The sequence below is a fragment of the Janthinobacterium sp. 35 genome (assembly GCF_002754575.1).
GTDB classification, from domain to species: Bacteria; Pseudomonadota; Gammaproteobacteria; order Burkholderiales; family Burkholderiaceae_D; genus Janthinobacterium; species Janthinobacterium tructae.
The window spans coordinates 2570192-2588235 of the sequence record NZ_PEFN01000001.1 but is presented as its reverse complement, the minus strand read 5'-3'; the positions used below and the strand labels follow the sequence as shown (position 1 = coordinate 2588235).

The following is an 18044-nucleotide window of genomic DNA, read 5'->3' as shown; positions in this document are numbered from 1 at the left end:
AAGCCTGCCGGTCGCTGCGCTACAAGGTCTTCAGCCAGGCCCGCAAGCGCGTGCGCGCATTCGCATACGGCGACGATGTATTGAACTGGATCATGCGCCCCATCGTGTAATGCGTGTACCAGGGCTGGCCATACAATTGCGCGTCATCGTGCGCGTCGATCAGCGCCAGCAGCTGGTCTTTCGCCTGCTCCAGGCGCTGCAGCAAGTCGTCCATGTCCAGTTCAGCATAGTCCGCATAGAAGCGCTGCGCCAGGGCACCCAGAGCGTTCCACGTGAAACCTTCGGCGGGAAAGGCGATGTCCTCGATGCGTTTGCCGTCGCGCAGCTGCGCGTGCCAATGCAAGACCAGCTCGTTCCACCCCACCAGGTAGGCGAGCAGATCGCACACGCTCATGCGCGTGCCCTTCACTTGCCCCTCCAGTACGGGATCGCGCGCCAAGGCCGGTGGCACGCGCGCCAGCTCCTGCGCCAGCTTGGCGTACGTGGTGTTGATGGCGTCGACGAGTTCCTGCTTGCTGTTCGGGATCGCCATCACGCCGCCTTCACGACAGGCAAGCCGGCCGCCTGCCAGTCGTCGTAACCGCTGCCCAGACGGCGCGCATGCAAGCCGTGCTGGCGCAAGGCCGCCACGGCCTGCACGGACAGCACGCAATACGGGCCGCGGCAGTAGGCGGCGATTTCTGCGTTTGCGGGCAATTCGCCGAGGCGGCGCTGCAAGTCTTCAAAGGGAATATTGATCGCACCGGGCAAGTGGCCGGCGGCAAATTCCTGCGCGGGACGCACGTCGAGCACGGTGATGCTGGCTTCCTGCATGCGTGCCTGCAGCTCGTTGCCCGTGATCGCTTCCACGTGGTCGCCCCGACTCAGCGCCTGCAATTCGCTGCGCTGATGCTGCGCATACAGCGCCAGCGCATCGAGCAACTGCACGATGGGGCCGCTACCGAGCCGGTACAGCACGCGCTTGCCGTCGCGCCGTGCCTGCACGAAGCCGGCGCGCCGCAGCTGCTGCAAATGCTGCGAGGTATTCGCCACGGACAGGCCCGTCAACGCCACCAACTGCTCCACCGCAAATTCGCCCTGCGCGACCTGCTCAAGCAGGTGCAGACGCGGCGCGCTGCCTAAAATATGGGCAAATCCGGCGGAACCGGTGAGCAATTCGATATCAGCATTTTTCATTGACACGATGCTAGCACCCTTATAACATTCAATCAATCTATTGAATGTTATAAGGTGACAATGATGAAAATACTCTGGCTCGATGCGCTGGTGATCGGCGTGGGCGCGACGGCGGTGATGGATGTGTGGGCGGTGGCCTTGAAGCGCTTCTGGTGCATCCCCTCGCTGAACTTGGCGATGGTGGGACGCTGGCTGGGCCATCTGCCGCGCGGCACGGTGACGCATGCCAACATCGCCCAGGCGGCGCCCGTGCGCGATGAAGCCATCCTGGGCTGGACCGCCCATTACGTGATCGGCGTGCTGTTTGCGGCCGTGCTGCTGGCGCTGGTGGGACAGGAGTGGGTGCACCAGCCGACGTTCGCACCGGCGCTGCTGGCGGGCCTGGTCAGCGTGGCCGCGCCGTTTTGCATCTTGCAGCCGGGCGTGGGCGCCGGCCTGGCCGCCAGCAAGACGCCGCATCCGGGCGCCGCCCGCCTGCGCAGCCTGATGGCCCACACGGCGTTCGGCATCGGCCTGTACCTGGCGGCGCTGCTGTGGTCGACTATCCGCTGATCAGCTCGTCAACGGCGGCACAGGGGCGGGTGCCGGCGCAACGGCTGAGATGGCCGGCGCCTCGGGATGCGCCGGCACGGTGCTCAACACCATCGTGCTGGGCTTGGCAATCGCGATGTGCGCCTCGTCCAGGCGCTTGAGCAGCTCGAACAGCAGGGCGCTGCGGATGCCCGACGTCAGGCGCGGCGATGAGGCATAGCCGGTAGCGTTGAACAGCAACAGGCCATTGTCGATGCCGTCGAGCTGCACGCTGGGCGCCGGCGTGTCGAGCACGTCGGGATTGTCGACAAAGGTGGACAGGATCAGCGCGCGCGCCGCCTGCGCATCCGTACCCAGCGGCAGCGGCAGCTTGACTTGCACCAGGCCCAGGGGATTGGCCAGGGTGACGTTGCGCACCGTCTTGGTGATGAATTCCGAGTTCGGCACGATCACCGTGGAACGGTCGCCCAGCTGAATTTCCGTGGCGCGCACATTGATGCGGCGAATGTCGCCCTCCACGCCACCGAGCGAGACCCAGTCGCCCACTTTCACAGGACGCTCGGCCAATAAAATCAGGCCGGACACAAAGTTCTGCACCACCGCCTGCAAGCCGAAACCGATACCCACCGACAAGGCCGACGCCACCCACGCGATGCGTTCCAGGCCGATGCCGGCCGCCGACAGGGCCAGCGCCACGGCCAGCACGCCACCGATATAGCCAAACAGGGTAATGAACGACACTTGCATGCCCGTATCGAGATTGGTAGTCGGCAAATAACTGTTTTGCAGCCAGCGCTTGAACAGGCCCAGCGCCACAAAGCCGACGACCAGCACCAGCAGGGCCTGGATCAGCGCGGCAGGACGGATCGCCACCTCGCCGATGGCCAGGCCATCCTGCAGCTTGCCCACGCGCTGGAACAGCTCGCCCGGACCTTCACCGAACGGCGCCAGCAGCAGCATCAGGGCCAGCAGCACGACGATGGCGCGGCCGATGCCCGACAGCAGCACGGCGGCCTGGTCGCGCGCCTTGGGCGTGGCCAGCACGGGATTGACGACGTCCGGCGGCGGCGGCGTGGAGGCCAGCAGCATGCAGATATCATCGACCAGCACCGTCAGCAGATAGGTGCTGCCCACCACCACGATGACCCAGGCGATTTGCTTGGCAATAAAACTGCCGAAGGCCACATAGCCGACCAGCAAACTGATGACGCTCGACGCCAGCGCCAGCCACAGCAGCACCGTGACGCAACGCAGCCACAGCGGCGTGACCAGAGTGGCGGGATCGGCCTCGCGCAACAAGCGCCAGCTGCGCTCGGCGCGCATCAAGCCATAGGCGATGGTCGTGCTCATCACCAGGGCGACGATGCAATTGACGGCCACGGCCGTCGACAGGCCCGCATTGATGACGATGGTGACGCGTTCCGTGGCCCATACGAGCACCACGATGAAGGCAAACGTCGATGGAAAATGGCGCAAGCGGTGCGCCAGCGCGTCGGGCAGGGGCAGCAAGCGCCACGACACGCGCCAGGGCGACAGCAGTGCATGGCCCAGGCCCGCCGTAAAACCGGCAAAACAGATGATGCCGATCAAGCTGCTGAGGAAAGTCGAAATTTTTTCAGACAGGCCACCCTCCCAGCGCAAGCCCATGACCAGCAATTCGGCCACCAGGCCCGGCGTGGCAGCCGCCAGCACCAGCACGGCCAGCGCATGCAAGGAGCGGCGCAAGCGGCCATGCGGCACGCGCGTGGCCGTGATCACCAGCAGATAGCGCGACACCCAGACGCTGGCGCCGATCACGGCCACGATACCGGCCAGTAAGCCGCCCCAGGCCGACCATGGCGTGGCGCGTGCGGCGTTGGCCAACTCCAGCTCCAGCGCCCGCAGGCGTTGCAGATTCTGCGGCAATTCGGCATGCAGCTGTTTCCAGAAGGAACCGGCCAGGATGGACGCCGTGCGCTCGCCCAGGCGCGCCTGCAGCTGCGCGCGGCGCGCCGTCGACACCTGCTCGGACGCCTGCGTCGCTTCCACGGCCAGCAAGCGCGCCAGCTTCACCTGCGCATCGAGCGCGCTGCTGGTGCGGTCCAGCTGGCTGCGCTGCGCTGCCACGTCAGGGGCCTCTTTCGTGCCCGCCGCCGGCTTGCCCAGCTCGGCCAGCCGCGCCTGCACGCTCGACAGGGTAGGCGCGAGCGCATCGGCCACCTTGTCCGCCTCGGCGCTGGCCGCCAGCGCATCGGCGCGCATCTGCGACAGGGTTGCGTCATCGAGATCAGCCTCGCCATCGAGCGCCTTCTGGATGCTGGTGATTTGCTTGCGCAAGCCATCGAGGTGCTGGTCGGCCGTGGCGGCGTCATCGACGGGCTGCGACCAGGCCGGTGGCGCGGCCAGCGAGCACGCCAGCAGCAGGCTCAATAGCAGTGGCAATAGCCAGCCACGCCAGGCTTGGCGCGGGGAAGAAAAATGAGGGGTACGGAATGAAATCATGCGGTCCTATCGGCCAGGTCAATACGGGGAAAAGCGAGACAGCATCGCGCCGGCAGGTACAGCGGCTGCAGCGGCAGGAACAGGGCGATGGATATTACGGGAGTTGCTGAACTGTACGGCAAACAGCGACAGCCTAGCGCACTCCAGCGACAGATGGCGGAAATTTTCGTGCGGCAAGAAACTGAGGAATATAGATGAACATAAAATTGCATTTACAATGGTTAAGTTCAATTTTATGTTTATATATCATGAAACAATAACAAACATATTCTTTCAATTAAGGACTACAATATAAAAAATATGTTCACTTCCTTATCATGACAAAACGTGCCCGCCCGGAAGACGCCATGCCGACGCTCGTCAACGAGCGGCTCAGGATATGGGGCCAGTGCGTGCGCAAGCAGCGGGTGCAGCAAAATATCACGGCACGCGACCTGTGTGCCCGCCTCGACATTTCGCATCCCACCCTGCAGCGCATGGAACGGGGCGAAGCGTCCGTCAACGTGGGCTTGTTCCTGGCCGCCTTCCACGTACTCGGCATCCTCGCCATCACGGCGCCGGAACCCGACGTGGCGCTGTGGCAAATGGACAGCCCCAACATCCGCAGCCGCCCCGCCTTGAACGGGGGCGACGATGGCTACTTCTAGCCGTCCCTTGTTTGTCTATCTGCAGCGGCCCGACAACGGCGCGTGGGTAGTGGTGGGCCGCTATGTGCTCGATGCGCAGACCGGCATCGGCAGCTTTCTGTACGCGCCCAGCTATGCCGATGCAGGCTTGTCCTGGAGCATCGATCCCGTCAATCTGCCTTTCATTCCCGGCATGGAACACCTGGCGCGCCGCTATGGCGGCCTGCATGACGTGCTGCGCGACGCCAGTCCCGATTCCTGGGGCCAGATGCTGATACGCCGCGAACACCAGCTGGGCGAAAAATCCACGGCGATCCAGTTCTTGCGCCTGTCCGGCAACGGCGAGCGCTGGGGTGCGCTGGCCGTGGGGAACACGCCCAAACCGAACATAGCGCAACTGGCCAGTCCCAGGCTGCATCACCTGGATGCGCTGGTGCAGGAACTGTTGGCCATCGCGGGCAGCCGGCCGCCACTCAATGCGCCCTTGCGCAAGCGCCTGTTCGCCACCCCGAGCATGGGCGGCGCACGGCCGAAGGCCACGGTGCTGGACGGTGAAGATTACTGGCTGGTGAAACCGGGACTGATGACCGATACGGTCGACCTGGCACTGCTGGAACATGCGGCGATGCAATGGGGCAAGGCGGCCGGCCTGCGTTTCGCCGAGACGCGCCACCATGCGTTGACGGCCGAACGCAGCGTGGTGCGCATCCTGCGTTACGACCGGCGCGGCGCGCAACGCGTCATGACGGTCAGTGCCGCTTCGCTGCTGCAAGTGCAATATCCGCCGGTGGACGCGGCCGACAGCGATGGCGCCAGCTATCCCCGCCTGGCCGAGGAGCTCCGGCGCATCGGCGCGCCACCGGAAGACGCCATCGAGCTGTTCGGCCGCATGGTCTTCAACGGCGTCGTCGGCAACAACGACGACCATCCGCGCAACCACGCCGTGCTGTTCGACCTGGATGAACAGCGCTGGCGCCTCTCGCCCGCCTTCGATGTCGTACCGGATACGGAAGACGACCCGCAAACGCTGGTCATGCAAGTGAGCGCCGGCCGCCGCGACATCACGCGCGACGCCATGCTGCGCGACGTGACCCGTTTCGGCTTCGCCACGCGACAGCAGGCAGAAGATTATGTCGATGCCCTGCTGGCGCGCATCGAGAAAGCTTTTGCGCAGGTGGCGCCGCTGCTGAATACGGCCTTGCGGGCGCGGATGGCGGAGCGCTTGCGGGTGATGCTGGTGCGCCTGGCTTAGGCGCAGGCGGGTTTTCGGAATTTTCCCCAGCCTGTTAAGAGATTTCTCTTCGGATAATTTCCGCGCCGGCACTAAGCGCATGCAATTTGCCTCTTGCTACCTGACGAGACAACGGCGCCATGCCACAGTTGGTGCTTGGGTAGAGCTTGTCGGCATCGACAAAGCGCAGCGCTTTGCGCAGGGTGTCGGCCACTTCCTGCGGCGTTTCAATGGTATTGCTTGCCACGTCGATGGCGCCGACCATTACTTTTTTGCCGCGAATGAGTTCAATCAGGTCGATCGGCACACGCGAGTTGTGGCATTCCAGCGAGATGATGTCGATATTCGATTGCTGCAGCTTGGGGAACGATTCTTCATATTGGCGCCACTCGGAGCCCAGCGTATTTTTCCAGTCGGTATTGGCCTTGATGCCGTAGCCATAGCAAATGTGCACGGCCGTTTCGCATTTGAGCCCCTCGATTGCCCTTTCCAGCGTGGCGATTCCCCAATCATTGACTTCATCAAAGAACACATTGAATGCCGGTTCGTCAAACTGGATGATGTCGACGCCGGCCGCCTCCAGTTCCCTGGCTTCCTGATTGAGGATCTTGGCAAATTCCCAGGCCAGCTTTTCGCGGCTTTTATAGTGGCTGTCATACAGCGTATCGATCATCGTCATGGGGCCTGGCAAGGCCCATTTGATCGGCTGCGTGGTTTGCTGGCGCAGGAATTTGGCGTCTTCCACAAAGACCGGCTTGGTGCGGCTCACGGCGCCCACGACGGTCGGCACGCTCGCATCGTAGCGGTCACGAATTCTGACGGTCTCGCGCTTGTCAAAATCGACGCCGCTCAGATGCTCGATAAACGTGGTGACGAAATGCTGGCGGGTCTGCTCGCCATCGCTGACGATATCGATGCCTGCCTGCTGCTGTTCCTGCAGGGACAAACGTAACGCATCTTGTTTGCCCTCAATCAATTCCTCGTCCTGCAATTTCCAGGGCGACCAGAGTTTTTCAGGCTGCGCCAGCCAGGAAGGTTTGGGCAAGCTGCCGGCAGTGGATGTAGGCAATAATTTTTTCATGATCAGTAATGTCGTGTAGGTTGATTAAGCAGACAGCGTGGTGGCAGCCCATTGTTCAAGAATATGCTTGTAGGGCTTGATGAAGTGCTCTTCCGTATATTTGCCCTGCTTGACAGCCAGCTGGCTGCGCTCTTCCCGGTCATAGACAATTTGCGTCAACGAATAGTCCTGGTTCTTCAGGCTGGGCTGATAGAGTCTTCCCGCCGCAGAATTGGCGTTGTAAATCTCGGGCCGGTAGATCTTTTGGAACGTTTCCATCGTGCTGATGGTGCCGATCAGCTCAAGATTGGTGTAGTCAGCCAGCAGGTCGCCGATAAAATAAAACGCCAGAGGAGCCGCACTGTTTGGCGGCATGAAATAGCGCACCTGCATCCCCATTTTCTCGAAATACTCATCCGTCGAGGAGAACTCATTTTGTTGATACTCGACACCCAGGATGGGATGCTGGTTTTCGGTGCGCTGATAGATCTTGCTGCTCGAGGCGCTGAGGCAGATCACCGGCGACTTGCTGAAGTGCGCTTTGTAGGCATTTGAATTGACAAAGTGCTTGAACAGCCTGCCATGAAAATCGCCAAAGTTCTCTGGCGTGCTGAATGTGGATTGATTATTGTTGTGCTCTGGCAGCAGCACGCTGAAGTCGTAATCGCGCACGTAGGAGGAGAAGTTATTGCCGGCGATGCCGTCGATGCGCTCTCCGGTTTTTTTATCGAGGATATTCGGCTTCAATATCTCGATCAGTGGAATATTGTCGCCTGCGGCATCGATATTCAATGCGACGGAAATGATTTCAAGTTCGACGCAGTAGCGGTCCGCCTTCGGGTTGTCCCAATGCGCCAGGTTGTTGAAGCGGCTGTCGATCATTTTCAGGGTGTTGCGCAAGTTCTCCTGGCGACGCTCTCCCCGGGCCAGATTGGCAAAGTTGGTCGTCAGGCGCGTGCTGTCCGATGGGTGATAGTTTTCATCGAAAACAATGCTCTTGATGCTGAATGCAAAATCTTGGCTCATGGTGATCTGGTGTCCTGTTTGCTGCGAAAAGATGAATATATTGATTGCCTGGTGACCGTGGGGATGCGTATCAGGCCGAGACCAGCTCTTCAGCGGTGGCAGATTGCGCCTGACGCGTCAGGCCGACCAAGGGCAATGCCCGTTGGACCGCCAGCGTGGCGCGCTGGATCAGGGCCGCGTTGTGCAGACGGTAGTCGAGGAAATCCTGGTCGGTCGCGTAGACGCCCAGCGGCAAGGTGCGTGCCTGGAAAAAGCTGAACAGCGGCCGCAACTGGTGGTCGATCATCAGGGCATGGCGCTCGCTGCCGCCGGTGGCCGCCAGCAAGACGGGCTTGTCGATCAAGGCATCCTGATGAATGAAGTCGAAGAAGTGCTTGAACAGTCCCGTGTAGGCACCGCGAAAGACCGGTGTTGCCACCACCAGGATGTCAGCTTGCTCGACCGCCGCAAGTTCCCGCTCCACCGTCTCGGGCAGGTGGGAGCGCCAGGTCGCGCCGGCGAGCTGCGGGGCGAGCTGGCCCAGTTCGACCAGGCGTTGTTCGCACAGCACTTCATCGGCGATCAAGTCCATCAGGTGCTCTGCCAGGGCTGCCGCCTTGGAAGGACGTTGCAGCCCGCCGGAGACGGCGACTAAGCGCAATGGACGTGTCATGTTTGCTTTCATAGGGAGTGATGCGCGAGGGCGAAGAATGCCAACAGCAAGAGGATGGATGATAGCGGGGGGGATCGATGAAGTATAATGGTCTTATTTCATACATCCATGAACTTGGCTCATTCAAATGCTTGAACGCATCCACCTCAGCATCGTCCAGCAGGTCGAAAAACAAGGGTCGTTGACGGCCGCCGCAGGCGTGCTGCACCTGACCCAGTCGGCCCTGAGCCACAGCATGAAGAAGCTGGAGCAGCAACTGGGCACCGACGTCTGGCTGCGCGAAGGGCGCAACCTGCGCCTGACGCAGGCCGGCCAGTACTTGCTGGCGGTGGCGAACCGGGTGCTGCCGCAACTGGACCTGGCCGAAGAGCGCCTGGGCCAGTTCGCGCAGGGCGAGCGCGGTGCGTTGCGCATCGGCATGGAATGCCACCCTTGCTACCAGTGGCTGCTCAAAATCGTTTCCCCGTATCTGGCCGCATGGCCCGACGTGGATGTGGACGTCAAGCAGAAGTTCCAGTTCGGCGGCATCGGCGCGCTGTTCGGCTACGAGATCGACCTGCTGGTCACGCCCGACCCGCTGTACAAGCCGGGGCTGACATTCGAACCCGTGTTCGACTACGAGCAGGTGCTCGTCGTGGCCAAGGGCCATGCCCTGGCGTCGGCGGCCTATGTAAAACCGCAGCAACTGACCCAGGAAGTACTCATCAGCTACCCCGTGGACATCGAGCGCCTGGATATTTACAATCAATTCCTCTTGCCGGCCGGTGTCACGCCCAAGCGCCACAAAGCCATCGAAACGACCGACATCATGCTGCAGATGGTCGCCAGCGGCCGCGGCGTGGCCGCCCTGCCGCGCTGGCTGGTCGAGGAATACGCAGCCAAGATGGACGTGGTGCCGGTGCGCCTGGGCGCGCGCGGCATCGCCAAGCAAATCTTCCTGGGGGCACGCGAGACGGACACCGCCATCGACTACGTGCGCGCCTTCATCGCGCTGGCGCGCCAGCCGGCCATTGCGCAAGAAAGCTAAGACAAGCCCCTTGGCCCGCCAGCGGCGTCACGCACGCCTATTCGCTGGAAGCCAGTGCGAAGCACATCCCTGCACAGAGCGCCGAGGATCTTACTTCGCGCTTTCCATGGATTCCACCGTATCGAAGATATGCGCCAGCGCGCTTTCCATGGCGCCGGCGGTAGCGTCGCCGCTCTGGTTGGTGATGATGAAAACGCCAAGCTGATATTGAGGAACGACGTAGGCGTAGCTTTGCGCGCGTGGCACGCCGCCATGGTGTACATAGTGCGTGCCCAACTGGCGATTGCTGCCGATGTTCCAGAAATAGCCGATGCTGAAGTCGTCCTGAAAGCGCGCCAAAGGCTGGTGCGATTCGACGACCGCGGGATGGGCGCTCAGTTGCAGGCGCAGGTATTTCGCCATATCCGGCATGGTCGACTTCAGGTTGCCCGCCGCCCCCCAGGGCAGTTGTGGCATCGGTGTGGTCATGACGGGATTGTCGCTGTGGTAGCCGGGCGCCAGCCGGCCGGTATCCCTGGCGGTGATTCTCAGCCTGGTATCTTGCATACCGGCTTCGCGCGCGAGGAATTGCGTGAGCAGGACGTCATAGGGCATGCCGTAGATTTTTTCGAGCGTGTGCGCAATGAGTTCAGTACCGGCGCTTGAATAGGCGTAGTCCTTGCCAAGCGGACCTTTGATATCGACTGTGTGCAAGTCCTGCCAGAATTGCTGTTGTCCGTAGTTGGCGTAGGCTGCATTGAGCTTTGCCGGCGTGGCGTGTGCCGTGAAATCCTGCAAGACGGTGTTCACCTGCAATGGCAACATGCCCGGCATAGTGCTGGTGTGCGTGATCAAATGGCGCAAGCGAACGGGCTGCCCCTGCGACTGCAGGTTCGGGTAGGCATCCGCCAGGTACTTTTGTATGGGATCGTCGAGCGCCGCCTTGCCATCGAGCACAGCGTTCGCCAGCAGCAGGCCAGCAAAAGTTTTGCTGACCGAGCCGATTTCATACAGCGTTGTATCGTTCGGCGGATTGGCTTTACCGGTCTCCAGCTCGCCTTGGTGCAGCATGAATTCCTTGCCGCGATACACGACAGCAATCGAGGTCGCATGCAGCAATTTTGACTGCAGCAGAGTGGTCGCGGTCTGGCGCATGGCCGCAGGAATGTCATGCGCAGGTGCCGTGGCTGCGGGCTTGCAAGCGGCCAGCGCGAGTGTCATTCCAGTCATGATTGCGGCGAGTTTGGTCATCATGCGCACCATCCAGTAGAGAGGGGCATTCTCGCACAATGGGTTCAGCGGTGCCGGATAAAAGAAAACGCCACCCGGAGGTAGCGTTTTCTTTTAATTCCTGGTGGCCCGGGGCGGCCCCCTGGCCTGCTTACTCCACCGTCACCGATTTGGCCAGATTGCGCGGCTTGTCGACATCCGTGCCGCGCGCCAGTGCCGTGTGATACGCCAGCAATTGCAGCGCGACCACGTGCAGGATCGGCGACAAATCGCCATAGTGCTCGGGCAGGCGGATCACGTGCAGGCCTTCGCCGGAGCTGATGCGGGAATCCACGTCGGCAAAGACGTACAGCTGGCCGCCACGGGCGCGCACTTCCTGCATGTTCGATTTGAGCTTTTCGATCAGGGCGTCGTTCGGCGCGATGGTGACGACGGGCATTTCATTCGTCACCAGCGCCAGCGGGCCGTGCTTCAGTTCGCCGGCCGGATATGCTTCGGCGTGGATGTAGGAAATTTCCTTCAGCTTTAACGCGCCTTCCAGGGCGATCGGGTAGTGCATGCCACGGCCCAGGAAGAGGGCGTTTTCCTTGCGCGCGAATTCCTCGGACCAGGCGATGATTTGCGGTTCCAGCGCCAGCACGGACGCGATGGCGACGGGCAGATGGCGCATGGCTTTCAGGTGCGCCGCTTCCTGCTCTTCGGACAGACGGCCATTGACTTGCGCCAGGCACAGGGTCAGCAGGAACAGGCCCGCCAGCTGTGTCGTGAAGGCTTTGGTGGATGCCACGCCCACTTCCACGCCGGCGCGCGTGATGTAGGCCAGCGCGCATTCGCGCACCATGGCGCTGGTGGCCACGTTGCAGATGGTCAAGGTGTGCTGCATGCCCAGGCTGCGGGCATGTTTCAGGGCGGCCAGGGTGTCGGCCGTTTCGCCGCTTTGCGAAATGGTGACGACCAGGGTGTTCGGGTGCGGCACGCTGTCGCGGTAGCGGTATTCGCTGGCCACTTCCACGCTGACGGGCACTTTCGCAATCGCTTCGATCCAGTACTTGGCCGTCATGCCCGCATACGAGCTGGTGCCGCAGGCGAGGATCAGCACGCGGTCGATCTGCTTGAAGATGGCATAGGCATTGTCGCCGAACAATTCCGGCATGATGCCCGTCACGCCTTCGAGCGTGTCGCCGATGGCGCGCGGCTGTTCAAAAATTTCCTTTTGCATGTAGTGACGATACGGGCCCAGCTCGGCCGCGCCCGTATGCGCATGCACGGTTTTCACTTCGCGCTCGACGGGCTTGCCATCGACGTCGACGATCCAGCAGCGCGACAGTTGCAGGTCGACCACGTCGCCTTCTTCCAGGTAGATGATCTGGTCCGTCGTGCCGGCCAGCGCCATGGCGTCGGAGGCGACAAAGTTTTCACCATTGCCCAGACCGACGATCAGGGGCGAGCCCTGGCGCGCGGCCACCACGCGGTGCGGCTCGTCGCGGCAGAAGACGGCAATCGCATACGCGCCATCGAGGCGTTTCACGGCCTGCTGTACGGTCTCGAACAGGTCGCCGTTGTACATGTGCTCGACCAGGTGGGCGATCACTTCCGTATCCGTCTGGCTCTGGAAAACGTAACCCAAGGCCGTCAGTTCGGCGCGCAGTTCGTCGTGGTTTTCGATGATGCCGTTATGCACCAGCGCCACGCGGGCATTCTCCTCCGTTGGAGAAAAGTGCGGATGGGCATTGAAGTTGACAGGGGCGCCATGCGTGGCCCAGCGTGTGTGGGCGATGCCCGTAAAACCGCTCAAGCGTTCTTCGGCGATCTGCTTTTCCAGCTCGGCCACGCGCGAAGTGGAGCGCGAACGCTGCAAACGGCCATCGGCGTGCAGGGCGATACCGCAGGAATCGTAGCCACGGTATTCCAGGCGCTTCAAGCCTTCGATCAGGATGGGAGTGATATTACGTTGCGCTACCGCGCCGACGATGCCGCACATGGAAACCTCTGTCTAAAAATTCATCAATGCACGCATGCTAATGCAGAGCGCATGAAATATGCTTTCTAAATGCGTGTATTTTTGACTGAATATTTCACGACTATTTTACGATGAAATATTATTTCATTTAAACTCAATATATTTCCAAATTCATCAAAATTATGAGCGAGCACAACATTACCCTCGACGAGATTGATCGTCGCATCCTGAACGCCTTGCAAATTGATGCATCGCAAACCAACAGTGAGCTGGCGCAAGCGGTGCACGTCTCGGCGCCCACCTGTTTGCGGCGCGTCAAACATTTACGGGAAAGCGGCGTCATCGAGCGGCAAGTGGCCATCGTCGCGCCGCAACTGGTCGGTGCGCGCCTGACGGCCATCGTGGAAATCACGCTCGACGTGCAGGCGGCGGAACGCATGGCGGAATTCGAACTACTCGTGGCGGACGAGCCCGCCGTACTGCAATGCTACCGCGTCTCGCCCGGGCCCGACTTCGTGCTGATGGTACAGGTGGCCGACATGCCCGCGTATCACGCGCTGGCGCACCGCCTGTTTGCCGCGCATGCGAATGTGCGCAACGTGAAAAGCTACTTTTCCACGTTTCGCAGCAAGTTCGAGACACGCATCGCCGTCTGATTTAGCATGCGTTGATTATCCACCGCTTGCCCACATGCTTATACGCGTCTTGCGCACCGTTTATACGGCACTTTTACACAGGTTTATGCACAAGCAGACTACGCTCCATGAGCGATGGCAGGACGATTTTTCTCCAGCAATCTCCAGACTGGACGAGGCCGTACCCCGGCAAGCGTGTTGCCACTCATTCATACCCACGAGCGAGGCATTGCCACGGTGACTTTTGCACCGCTTTCACACAGCTTGCCAACAGGCTTTTTCACCACTTATCGACAGGCTTATCCACAGCCGCGCGCAGAGGGAACAAGAGGAAATTCTCGCCCAGCGACTGGACGATCTGCTGGCGGCTGACGATGCGCTCCGGTTCGGCCATCAGGACGTTCAGCACCGTCACATCCTGTTGCGACAGCGCAATGGCGTCGCCTCCGGGCGGCCCTCTTGGGCAGGTAATAGCAAGCCGCAGGGGCGTCATGCCCCGCATGGTAAGCTCCTGCGCCATGAAAATCCTGCTCGCCATTGTCCTGTTGTTCACCACCCTGCAAGCGCTGGCCGGGGCGGCCGCGCCCGTGTCGGCGCCAGTGCTGCTGCCAGCCAGCGGTCAACCCGTGTCGGCCAGCGGCCACATGCAGATGCTGCGCGACACCTCCGGCCAGCTGGGTCCGCAGGCCGCACTGGCAGCGCCGGGCTGGCGCCCGCTGCCTGGCGCCGTCAGTGCCGGCTATACGCAGGATGCCATCTGGCTGCGCCTGGAGGTGACGCGCGCGGCGCAGTCGCCCGATGAATGGGTGTTGCGTTTTAGCAACGCCGTGCTCGATGACGTGCGCCTGTATCGCCAGGACCAGGACGGACACTGGCTGCGGCAAGAGGCGGGCGCCGACGTGATCCGCGACGCCTGGCCCATCGATGCGCGCCAGGTGGTGTTTCCCGTGCAGTTGCAACCCGGTCAGCCACAGCGCTGGCTGGTGCGCCTGCACACCAAAAAAGCCATGTCGACGGAGCTGACCTTGCTGCCCAGCGATGCCTTCGACAACGCCTCGCGCCGCGAATACCTGTATTACGGCTTGCAGTTCGGCAGTTATTTGCTGCTGATCCTGTTCCATATCTTTTTCTGGCGCATGACACGCGAAGCCCACAGCGGCTGGTACCTGCTGTATGTGTTGACGAATGCCACCACGGAAGCGCTGACGATCGCCATTCCCCAGCAAATCTTCGCCATGCCGAACGGCTTGTCCGACCCCATGCTGGGCGTATCGATGGCCATGTCGATTGCCGTCGGCGCGCGTTTTTCCACCTTGCAGCTGGAGCTGCCCGCCCTGTATCCCCGTTTCAGCCGTGCCGTGGTGGGCATCACGGCTGCCGCCGCCCTGTTCGGGGCGCTGCTGGTGCTGGGCGGCGACTATGCCGCAGGCGTGCTGGTGGTGCAAATGACGGCCTTGCCGCTGATCGTGCTGTTCATCGGCCTGGCCAGCTGGCTGGCGCTGCGCGGCCATCGCCCGGCGCATGCCTTTCTGTTCATTTTCGGCATCTTCTACGCCGGTGTCATCATCAGCTTCCTGCGCAACATGGCGATCGTGCCACCGAATTTCTGGACTAACCATGCGGCCACCCTGGGCGCCTTTGTCCACATGATGCTGATGAGCCTGCGCCTCAACCGCCGCTACGCGGAATTGCGCCGCGCCAAGGACAGGGCACAGGCCGAAGCCGTGCGTGCCGTGCGCGCCCTGAATGAACGGCTGGAAGAACAGGTGGCGCGGCGCACGCTGGCGCTGCAACAGGAAATCGGCCGGCGCGCCGCGCTCGAAGGCGAATTGCGTGCCGCCCTGGAAGTGGAAACCCGCACGCGCGAAGAACAGCAGGATTTCGTTGCCATGGTGTCGCATGAATTTCACACGCCGTTGGCCATCATCAACACCACGGCCCAGCAGATTGCCCGCAACACGGAGGCGCCACGGGAAAAAACCCTGCAGCGCTGCCAGAACCTGCGCGAAGCGAGCGGCCGCATGACGGCACTGGTGGATGAATACCTGAGCGCAGACCGCATGGAAACGAGCGCGGCGACGTTCCGTCCCCAGCCATGCGACTTGCGTGCCCTGCTGCACGCCCTGCTGGCCGAATGGCCCGACGGCCGCATCGATGCCAGCGTACAGGCGCTGCCCGACAGCGTCGTGGCCGATGCCAGCCTGCTGCGCGTGGCCCTGCGCAACCTGCTCAGCAATGCTGACCGGCATGCGCCGCAAACCCAGGCGATTCGCGTGCAAGCCGCCACGCTCGATGACGGCGGCGTGCAAATCGTCGTCAGCAATGCCGGCGAGCCTCTGCCTGCCGATGAAATCCCGCGCCTGTTCCAGAAATACTTCCGCGGCCGCATCGCCCAGCACAAGCCTGGTGCAGGATTGGGTCTGTACCTGGTACAGCGCATCGCCGAATTGCACGGCGGCCAGGTCACCCTCGACAGCGCCGGCAACAACGGCACCATCAGCTTCGCCCTGCGCCTGCCCGCCTGATGGCCCCGCATTCCCGACTGGATCAGTCGGGAATCGCTGAGGTTTGCCCAACTTCACCTTCTTCCCTTCTGCTGTGCCTGCAAAACCTGGACCAGCGCACCGCCGTGTATCGCGGTGCCGGGCCAGGCCTGCCCTGATCGATGGCAGTACTTGCACACATGCTATCCACCGCCTATTCACGCGCTTTTCCACAGGCTTACCCACAGCAACCATAGGCAAGCCGGTGGCAAAAAGACAGTTATCCCCACTTGTACCCAGACTATCCAGCGCTTATCCTCAGCCTTACGCACAGACTTATCCACAATACAGGGATAAGCGCCGCGACGCTGCTGATGGCGAGCGGCAATCGAAGGAAAAGGCAGCGACAGGCGCATGCCAGGCAGCAGGAAGAAACTTGCCAACAGCTTATGCACGGGCTTGCACACAGACTTATCCGCCACTTGTGCAGCGGCTTACCCACATAGTTATCCACAAATAGAAAAGGCAGGCCGCGCGGCCTGCCTGTGTGCAAAACGGAACGTTGCGCTTACTTCTTGATTTTCACGGGGCGCGTCCAGCCGTCGATGGTCACTTGCCGTGCGCGCGAGACCGTCAGCTTGCCGGCCGGCGCATCTTTCGACAAGGTCGTGCCGGCGCCCAGAGTGGCGCCCTTGCCGACGGTGACGGGCGCGATCAGCTGGCTGTCGCTGCCGATAAAGGCGTCGTCTTCAATCACCGTGCGGAACTTGTTCACGCCATCGTAGTTGCAGGTGATCGTGCCGGCGCCGATGTTGACCTTCGAGCCGATGGTCGCATCGCCGATGTAGGCCAGGTGGTTGGCCTTGCTGTGCGCGGCGATCTGGCTGTTTTTCACTTCCACGAAGTTACCGATATGCACGTCTTCCGCCAGGACCGTGCCGGGGCGCAGCCGCGCGTAGGGGCCGATGATGGAGGCGGCGCCGACGACAGCGTCCTCGATATGGCAAAACGGCTTGATGTGCGCGCCAGCGGCCAGCGTGGCGTTGATGATGACGTTGTTGGCGCCCACGCGCACGCCGTCGCCCAGTTCAACACGGCCTTCAAACACGCAGCCGACGTCGATGGTGACATCGCGGCCGCAAATGAGTTCGCCGCGCACGTCGATGCGGGCCGGATCCAGCAGGGTCACGCCCCGTTCGAGCAGCGCTTGCGCAATATTGTTCTGGTGGATGCGTTCCAGCTGCGCCAGTTGCACCTTGCTGTTGACGCCCGCCACTTCCCACACGGCAGCCGGGTGGGCCGAGGTGACGGTCACGCCATCGGCGACGGCTTGCGCGACGATATCGGTCAGATAGTATTCCCCCTGCGCATTGTCGTTCGACAAGGCCGACAACCATTGTTTGAGCTGCACGGTGGGCGCGACCATGATGCCGCTGTTGATTTCGCGGATGGCGCGCTGTTCTGGCGTGGCATCCTTTTCCTCGACGATGCGCACGATGGCGCCGTGCTCGCGCACGATGCGGCCCAGGCCAAAGGGATCGTCCTGTTCCACGGTCAGGATGGCCAGCTTGTCGTTGCCGGCCGCCTGCACCAGTTGCTGCAGGGAGGCGGCGCTGGTCAGCGGCACGTCGCCGTACAGGATCAGGGTCGGCACGCTGTCATCGAGCAAGGACACGGCTTGCTGCACCGCATGGCCGGTGCCCAGCTGCTGCGCTTGCTCGGCGGCGTCGATCTGCACGGCATGGTTCACCTTGTAGCCGTCGAGCAACTTCAGCACGGCGGCGCCCCCATGCCCGTAAATCACGCATAATCGGGACGGCGCCAGGCCGCGCGCCGTGTCGATGACGTGCGACAACAGCGGCTTGCCCGCCAACGGGTGCAATACCTTGGGCAGTGCCGACTGCATGCGTTTGCCCATACCGGCAGCGAGAATGACAACGTTCATAG

At 61.9% G+C, this 18044-nt stretch carries 16 protein-coding genes; 6 read left to right on the top strand and 10 right to left on the bottom strand.

What is annotated here, in order from left to right; translation table 11 throughout:
* Positions 1-19 precede the first annotated feature (19 nt).
* On the bottom strand, positions 20-532 hold the full coding sequence (locus CLU93_RS11625; RefSeq protein ID WP_099761230.1) for a ClbS/DfsB family four-helix bundle protein: 513 nt from the start codon (positions 530-532) through the stop codon (positions 20-22).
* Positions 532-1176: an ArsR/SmtB family transcription factor gene (locus tag CLU93_RS11620; protein WP_099761228.1), complete on the bottom strand. Its 645-nt coding sequence runs from the start codon at positions 1174-1176 to the stop codon at positions 532-534. Before CLU93_RS11620 ends, CLU93_RS11625 begins: the two co-directional genes overlap by 1 nt.
* A 63-nt stretch (positions 1177-1239) precedes the next feature.
* On the opposite strand from CLU93_RS11620, the gene CLU93_RS11615 reads away from it, so the two are divergent.
* On the top strand, positions 1240-1728 hold the full coding sequence (locus CLU93_RS11615) for a DUF2938 domain-containing protein (protein ID WP_099764344.1): 489 nt from the start codon (positions 1240-1242) through the stop codon (positions 1726-1728).
* Here the strand turns inward: CLU93_RS11615 and CLU93_RS11610 are convergent, their stop codons facing one another.
* A complete protein-coding gene (locus CLU93_RS11610; protein ID WP_099761226.1) occupies positions 1729-4128 on the bottom strand; it encodes a DUF3772 domain-containing protein in 2400 nt (799 codons plus the stop codon).
* Between the two features lie 377 nt (positions 4129-4505).
* Between CLU93_RS11610 and CLU93_RS11605 the strand changes: the two genes are divergently transcribed.
* Both CLU93_RS11605 and CLU93_RS11600 read left to right on the top strand, forming a co-directional pair.
* Complete coding sequence (locus CLU93_RS11605) at positions 4506-4835, top strand: helix-turn-helix domain-containing protein (protein WP_099761223.1); 330 nt, start codon at positions 4506-4508, stop codon at positions 4833-4835.
* Complete coding sequence (locus tag CLU93_RS11600) at positions 4822-6066, top strand: type II toxin-antitoxin system HipA family toxin (RefSeq protein ID WP_099761221.1); 1245 nt, start codon at positions 4822-4824, stop codon at positions 6064-6066. Before CLU93_RS11605 ends, CLU93_RS11600 begins: the two co-directional genes overlap by 14 nt.
* Before the next feature lie 34 nt (positions 6067-6100).
* Here CLU93_RS11600 and CLU93_RS11595 read toward each other — a convergent pair whose 3' ends face one another.
* The 3 genes from CLU93_RS11595 to msuE form a co-directional block, all read right to left on the bottom strand.
* A complete protein-coding gene (locus CLU93_RS11595) occupies positions 6101-7126 on the bottom strand; it encodes a methionine synthase (protein ID WP_099761218.1) in 1026 nt (341 codons plus the stop codon).
* A gap of 24 nt (positions 7127-7150) precedes the next feature.
* Entirely contained in the window at positions 7151-8131 is a 981-nt protein-coding gene (locus tag CLU93_RS11590) for a DUF1852 domain-containing protein (protein WP_099761215.1), read from the bottom strand.
* Positions 8132-8201: 70 nt separating this feature from the next.
* Positions 8202-8783: an FMN reductase gene (msuE, locus tag CLU93_RS11585; protein WP_099761213.1), complete on the bottom strand. Its 582-nt coding sequence runs from the start codon at positions 8781-8783 to the stop codon at positions 8202-8204.
* Between the two features lie 127 nt (positions 8784-8910).
* Between msuE and CLU93_RS11580 the strand changes: the two genes are divergently transcribed.
* Positions 8911-9810 (top strand): LysR family transcriptional regulator, encoded by a 900-nt coding sequence (locus tag CLU93_RS11580; RefSeq protein ID WP_099761211.1) that lies wholly within the window; start codon positions 8911-8913, stop codon positions 9808-9810.
* 90 nt (positions 9811-9900) lie between these two features.
* On the opposite strand, the gene CLU93_RS11575 is transcribed toward CLU93_RS11580, so the two are convergent.
* Entirely contained in the window at positions 9901-11040 is a 1140-nt protein-coding gene (locus CLU93_RS11575; RefSeq protein WP_099764343.1) for a serine hydrolase domain-containing protein, read from the bottom strand.
* A 130-nt stretch (positions 11041-11170) separates the two neighbouring features.
* Positions 11171-13000, bottom strand: a complete 1830-nt coding sequence (gene glmS / locus CLU93_RS11570) for a glutamine--fructose-6-phosphate transaminase (isomerizing) (protein WP_099761208.1) — start codon at positions 12998-13000, stop codon at positions 11171-11173.
* Between the two features lie 161 nt (positions 13001-13161).
* Between glmS and CLU93_RS11565 the strand changes: the two genes are divergently transcribed.
* Positions 13162-13635, top strand: coding sequence for an Lrp/AsnC family transcriptional regulator (locus tag CLU93_RS11565; RefSeq protein WP_099761205.1), 474 nt, complete (start codon positions 13162-13164; stop codon positions 13633-13635).
* 259 nt (positions 13636-13894) lie between these two features.
* Here CLU93_RS11565 and CLU93_RS11560 read toward each other — a convergent pair whose 3' ends face one another.
* Entirely contained in the window at positions 13895-14134 is a 240-nt protein-coding gene (locus tag CLU93_RS11560; protein WP_180287841.1) for a hypothetical protein, read from the bottom strand.
* Between CLU93_RS11560 and CLU93_RS11555 the strand changes: the two genes are divergently transcribed.
* Positions 14133-16139, top strand: coding sequence for a sensor histidine kinase (locus tag CLU93_RS11555; RefSeq protein ID WP_180287840.1), 2007 nt, complete (start codon positions 14133-14135; stop codon positions 16137-16139). The genes CLU93_RS11560 and CLU93_RS11555 overlap by 2 nt on opposite strands.
* A 526-nt stretch (positions 16140-16665) precedes the next feature.
* Here CLU93_RS11555 and glmU read toward each other — a convergent pair.
* Positions 16666-18042: a bifunctional UDP-N-acetylglucosamine diphosphorylase/glucosamine-1-phosphate N-acetyltransferase GlmU gene (gene glmU / locus CLU93_RS11550; protein ID WP_099761200.1), complete on the bottom strand. Its 1377-nt coding sequence runs from the start codon at positions 18040-18042 to the stop codon at positions 16666-16668.
* Positions 18043-18044: the final 2 nt, after the last annotated feature.

Bases quoted from the DNA above. Each gene is read 5' to 3' on its own strand.
- CLU93_RS11625 (WP_099761230.1), bottom strand. From the start codon at position 532: ATGGCGATCCCGAACAGCAAGCAGGAACTCGTCGACGCCATCAACACC.
- CLU93_RS11600 (WP_099761221.1), top strand. From the start codon at position 4,822: ATGGCTACTTCTAGCCGTCCCTTGTTTGTCTATCTGCAGCGGCCCGAC.
- CLU93_RS11605 (WP_099761223.1), top strand. From the start codon at position 4,506: ATGACAAAACGTGCCCGCCCGGAAGACGCCATGCCGACGCTCGTCAAC.
- msuE (WP_099761213.1), bottom strand. From the start codon at position 8,783: ATGACACGTCCATTGCGCTTAGTCGCCGTCTCCGGCGGGCTGCAACGT.
- CLU93_RS11555 (WP_180287840.1), top strand. From the start codon at position 14,133: ATGAAAATCCTGCTCGCCATTGTCCTGTTGTTCACCACCCTGCAAGCG.
- CLU93_RS11560 (WP_180287841.1), bottom strand. From the start codon at position 14,134: ATGGCGCAGGAGCTTACCATGCGGGGCATGACGCCCCTGCGGCTTGCT.
- CLU93_RS11565 (WP_099761205.1), top strand. From the start codon at position 13,162: ATGAGCGAGCACAACATTACCCTCGACGAGATTGATCGTCGCATCCTG.
- CLU93_RS11590 (WP_099761215.1), bottom strand. From the start codon at position 8,131: ATGAGCCAAGATTTTGCATTCAGCATCAAGAGCATTGTTTTCGATGAA.
- CLU93_RS11575 (WP_099764343.1), bottom strand. From the start codon at position 11,040: ATGACCAAACTCGCCGCAATCATGACTGGAATGACACTCGCGCTGGCC.
- CLU93_RS11615 (WP_099764344.1), top strand. From the start codon at position 1,240: ATGAAAATACTCTGGCTCGATGCGCTGGTGATCGGCGTGGGCGCGACG.
- CLU93_RS11580 (WP_099761211.1), top strand. From the start codon at position 8,911: ATGCTTGAACGCATCCACCTCAGCATCGTCCAGCAGGTCGAAAAACAA.
- CLU93_RS11595 (WP_099761218.1), bottom strand. From the start codon at position 7,126: ATGAAAAAATTATTGCCTACATCCACTGCCGGCAGCTTGCCCAAACCT.
- glmU (WP_099761200.1), bottom strand. From the start codon at position 18,042: ATGAACGTTGTCATTCTCGCTGCCGGTATGGGCAAACGCATGCAGTCG.
- CLU93_RS11620 (WP_099761228.1), bottom strand. From the start codon at position 1,176: ATGAAAAATGCTGATATCGAATTGCTCACCGGTTCCGCCGGATTTGCC.
- glmS (WP_099761208.1), bottom strand. From the start codon at position 13,000: ATGTGCGGCATCGTCGGCGCGGTAGCGCAACGTAATATCACTCCCATC.